A 4,381-nucleotide genomic window follows, 5' to 3' on the forward strand; every position below is an offset into this window, starting at 1 on the left:
GCAATTTTTAGAATTGATTGTGAGGCAGTGATTTTGCGTCACTATCCGATTATCGATGCCGTTATTCGGCTGATTGTCAGCATCGGCCCAATTTGGCGGCTTGAGATGTTTGGCGCTGCCGCCTTCGCCGCTTTCAATCCTCTCGCACTCGGGCAATGCCGCCGCGATCGGAATCGACCTAGCCGCGACCTCTATGGCGGTCGTAATGTCTCAATGGTTGGCTCGCATTCCGGCGTATGCCGTGCCCAGACGAACGGTCTGCGTAATGAGGCGCAGGCTGGGGTAGACGCGCGTCCGAATGGTGCGGCGACCGGTCTCCGTCGCGCCCGCCGCCCCTTTGCCATTCATCTCAAGCCTGCCGACAGACGAGGCCGCGCATAAAGATTTTCGCGCCGCCGCAAACCGCCCCGACTCCAAGGAAATTTGTCATGACCGCCGAATCGCCGAACGTCGTGCTTGACCCGCAATTGTTGAAGTCTATCCCGCCCGCCCAATTGGGCGCGGCGGCGTCGAAACTGGTCGCCGCGAGTATCGGCGACATTGCCGTCGTGTTGTCGCGCTCTCCGGCGCACAAGTATTTTTCGCTTGCCGACATCGAGTGGATGATTTTGCCTGCTGTTCTCAGCGGCCAGTTTTATGTCGCCGAACTCGCGAACAATGAGACCGGCTTTCGCGCCCCCATCGCCGTCGCGACCTGGGCCTTCGTTTCGGAGGAGGTCGACCGCCGGCTGCAAAGCCAATCGGATCATCGCATCCGGCTGCGACCCGACGAATGGAGGAGTGGCGACATTCCGTGGATTATTGACCTTGTTGGCGACCCGCGCGGCGTTGCGGGCGCGCTCGAATGGCTGAAGGCTGGGCCGCTCAAGGAGCGGGACGCGAAGATCATCGTCGGGAGTGGCGTGGTCGGCGCCCCTCACGTTGAGACGCTCGGTCGATTGATCGCCGACGTGAAAAAAGAAGGCGCTACTTCATGAAGCCGGGCTTCTTATTCGTCAGCGTTTTTTGTGTGGCCCTTGCCCTCTCCGCTTGCGGAGGACAGAGCGCGTCCTATCGCTACAAGCTGACGCTCAGCCTCGACACGCCCGACGGCGTGAAAACAGGATACAACGTCGTCGAACTCAATTATTTCGAGGTCGGCATTCCCATGCGAGGCGAGCCGCACACAACGCGCGGCCAGGGGATTTACATCGATCTTGGACCGGGGCGTCGCCCGCTGATCGCGTTGCTCGAACATATCCGTCGCGCGAATGAAGGGTGCAAAAATTTCGTATGCAATTTCGCCCCCTGGAACGAGGATGAACCGACGTTCATGATAGGCAGAGCTTGCGGCCTACATGATGACTTTATGAACAAGCTACACCGGGTCGGGCTGAGTGCTTGGCTTGACCTTCATTGCCGGCAGCCGATCACAATCTCCACCAAAGACCTTCCCGAACTCGTCACCTTCGCCGGCATCAACGATCCGAAAAGCGTAGCGTCCGTCGATCCTGATAATTTGGCGGCGACGCTTGGGCCGGGCGTGACCTGGCGTTCTATAACCATTCAAACGACCGACGAGCCGCTGACCAAGGGTATTGACGAGCATTTGCCCTGGGTGCGGGGATATAAGGACAATATTCCTATACCCGGCATTGACTCTTTCCAGTATAAAAATAGCACGTTCATATATTTGCAATATTTCATCAAGGAGCATTAAAATGGCTGATTCTCAAGACGTGCTTCTCGCCGTGCTTGCTCTCGATGCCTACGATCAGGGATACTCTCCAGGCATGGCGCTCGCGAATAATACTTCGGTTGATGGCGCACAAATCATTGCCACTAGCTCTGAAGCTATAGGGAAAACTGCCGATAACGCCAGTTTCTACGCCATTGAATATAACGTCGCCGGCCAGCTCGTCATCTCCTACCGAGGCACGCGGTTCGACGGGAACTATCTTGGTGTTACGGGTCCCGACCTTGGCGATGTTATGAACGGCTGGACTCTTTCGGCAGGCTATGCAGCGGCGTCGCAAGCGCAACTCGCCCTGCAATTTTACACAGACGTAACGGGCGCTTTCCACGCAGGTCGGCCACAAAGCCGGCGAGACCGCCGCCGAGTGAATGGCCGGTAAGTACAATATTAGCAAGCGGCCGGCGCGGATAGATATAACTTAAACGTCGCCAAAGCCGTCTTTCACTCCACCGGCGTTCGCGTGCGCGAGCTGCCGATCAGACTGGAGCAGCTGTTGCCGGCGTGATCCAATCAAATGCCAGGCGTTTGCGACTTTACGACGGGCGCTCCGCCAGCGCCATCGCGGGCGGCGATGCCGGAGAATAACGACAACGAAATAGTCTGCAAGCAGCGAGCTATCGCTTGTAAAAACTTATCAAAATCCGGAACGATAAAAGGACTGATGCTTTATGTTTCACGATGACGATGCCCTTACATCGTCAGCTCGACAATTACAGCACTTAAGCTAAGGATGCTGAAAAGTGTGTTCTCTATCGTGGAGGTAATCGGATGCGTTATAAAGCTGCAACTGCACTTGCCGCTGTTGTGATGGCGGCCTCGTCCGCGGGCGTTTCTGCCCGTCCTGCGATTGCGACATTCAACGCGAACCTGCGCAGCGGTCCCGGAATTGACAATCCCGTTGTCGCGATCATCCCCGACCAGGCGCCGATCGATGTGGGCGGCTGCACGGGCTCGTGGTGCCGCGTAAGCTGGAACGGCCTCGACGGCTATCTTTCCACCAGCCTCATCGCCTTCGCCTCCTCGCGCGGAACGCAAGCGCTGGCGCAGGAGCCGCTCGCCGGAGAACCGCCTGTGATCGGGGACATTGTTCGTCCGCTGACGACGCTGCCGCCAGGAGGGTGCGATCCGTCATTCGACCCGAACTGCGCGGGCTACAATGCCGGTTATACCTATGACAACGGCTATGGCTATGGCCCCTATTACGCAAACGGCGATTACGGCTATGGAAATTACGGCTATTATGGCGCCGACGGCGCAATTTTAGGCGGCTATGAAGGTCGGCGCTACGGTGGGGCGCGATTCGGCGGGGGCGCCGCAAACGTGCACTACGGTCGTACCACCCGTGCCGGCGGTCCGGTCGTCAACGCCAATGCGCCGGGCGCCCGCGGCGGCCGAGCCCATGTTGGCGTGGGACGATTTGGCGCAGGCAGGGTCGAGGAGCGCCGGTAGGCAAGGAGTCAGGCCTCGCGTGCGCGTTATCGCCAATATTGCCGGGAGACCCTCAAGGCTCCCGGCAATTTCTTGCGCGGATTCACCGGTCGATTTCGCCGAACACGATATCAAGCGAACCGATGATCGCGCAAACGTCGGCAAGCAGATGCCCGCAGGCCAGGCGATCGATCGCCGCCAGATGCGGGAAGGAAGGCGCACGAACCTTGCATTTGTAGGGCTTGTTCAGGCCGTCGGATACCAGATAGACGCCGAACTCGCCTTTCGGCGCTTCGACGGCGGCATAGACCTCGCCAGCGGGAACATGGACGCCTTCAGTGTAGAGTTTGAATTGCTCAATGGTCGCCTCCATCGAGCGCTTCATCTCCGCGCGCCGCGGCGGCGTGATCTTGGTGTTGGGATGCGCGATGGGTCCCTGGCCTTCGGGACTGCGCAACTTGGCCACGCATTGGCGCATGATATGAGTCGACTGGCGCATTTCCTCCATCCGCACGAGATAGCGGTCGTAGCAGTCGCCGTTCTTGCCAATCGGAATGGCGAATTCGAAATCCTCGTAGTTTTCGTAGGGCTGCGCCTTGCGCAGATCCCACACCGCTCCCGCGGAGCGCACCATCACGCCGGAGAAGCCGAGAGCCCAGGCGGCGTCCAGGTCGATGACGCCGATATCGACATTGCGCTGCTTGAAAATCGGGCTTTCGGTGAGCAACTCATCGAAATCGTCGCAGACTTTCAAGAACGGATCGCAGAACGCTTCGATGTCGTCGATCAACCGGGGCGGCAGGTCCTGGTGTACGCCGCCAAGACGAAAATAATTGGCGTGCATGCGCGCGCCCGATGCGCGTTCGTAAAAGACCATCAGCTTTTCGCGCTCTTCGAATCCCCACAGCGGTGGCGTGATGGCGCCGATGTCGAGCGCCTGCGTGGTGATGTTGAGAAGATGCGACAGCAGACGGCCGATTTCGCAATAAAGCACGCGGATGATCTGGGCGCGTTTGGGCGCCTGGAGGCCAAGCAGCTTCTCCGCAGCGAGACAGAAGGCGTGTTCCTGATTCATCGGCGCGACGTAATCGAGACGATCGAAATAGGGCAATGCCTGCAGATAGGTTTTGGATTCGATCAGTTTTTCGGTGCCCCGATGCAAAAGGCCGATGTGCGGATCGACATGGCGCACGACCTCGCCGTCGAGCTCCAGCACCA

Annotated in this window: 6 protein-coding genes; 4 read left to right on the top strand and 2 right to left on the bottom strand. The window is 58.7% G+C overall.

Annotation, left to right across the window (positions count from 1 at the left end; all coding sequences use genetic code 11):
• From ACLP2E_RS13690 to ACLP2E_RS13700, 3 genes are all read left to right on the top strand, one after another.
• Window positions 1–381, top strand: a 381-nt coding sequence (locus tag ACLP2E_RS13690) for a hypothetical protein (protein ID WP_442466267.1), incomplete at its 5' end; no start/stop codon positions are given.
• Window positions 382–494: 113 nt separating this feature from the next.
• Window positions 495–977: a toxin-activating lysine-acyltransferase gene (locus tag ACLP2E_RS13695; RefSeq protein ID WP_442463343.1), complete on the top strand. Its 483-nt coding sequence runs from the start codon at window positions 495–497 to the stop codon at window positions 975–977.
• The gene (locus tag ACLP2E_RS13700) at window positions 974–1,699 is read left to right on the top strand and encodes a hypothetical protein (protein WP_442463342.1); all 726 of its coding nucleotides are present in this window, start codon (window positions 974–976) and stop codon (window positions 1,697–1,699) included. The genes ACLP2E_RS13695 and ACLP2E_RS13700 overlap by 4 nt, the downstream gene beginning before the upstream one ends.
• A 269-nt stretch (window positions 1,700–1,968) precedes the next feature.
• Here ACLP2E_RS13700 and ACLP2E_RS13705 read toward each other — a convergent pair whose 3' ends face one another.
• Window positions 1,969–2,148: a lipase family protein gene (locus ACLP2E_RS13705; RefSeq protein WP_442466269.1), complete on the bottom strand. Its 180-nt coding sequence runs from the start codon at window positions 2,146–2,148 to the stop codon at window positions 1,969–1,971.
• Window positions 2,149–2,503: 355 nt separating this feature from the next.
• Between ACLP2E_RS13705 and ACLP2E_RS13710 the strand changes: the two genes are divergently transcribed.
• A complete protein-coding gene (locus ACLP2E_RS13710) occupies window positions 2,504–3,184 on the top strand; it encodes an SH3 domain-containing protein (RefSeq protein ID WP_442463341.1) in 681 nt (226 codons plus the stop codon).
• An 82-nt stretch (window positions 3,185–3,266) separates the two neighbouring features.
• Here the strand turns inward: ACLP2E_RS13710 and ACLP2E_RS13715 are convergent, their stop codons facing one another.
• On the bottom strand, window positions 3,267–4,379 hold the full coding sequence (locus tag ACLP2E_RS13715; protein WP_442466268.1) for an NADH-quinone oxidoreductase subunit D: 1,113 nt from the start codon (window positions 4,377–4,379) through the stop codon (window positions 3,267–3,269).
• Window positions 4,380–4,381 lie beyond the last annotated feature (2 nt).

The sequence above is a fragment of the Rhodoblastus sp. genome (assembly GCF_052145335.1).
In the GTDB taxonomy this organism is placed as follows: Bacteria; Pseudomonadota; Alphaproteobacteria; order Rhizobiales; family Beijerinckiaceae; genus Rhodoblastus.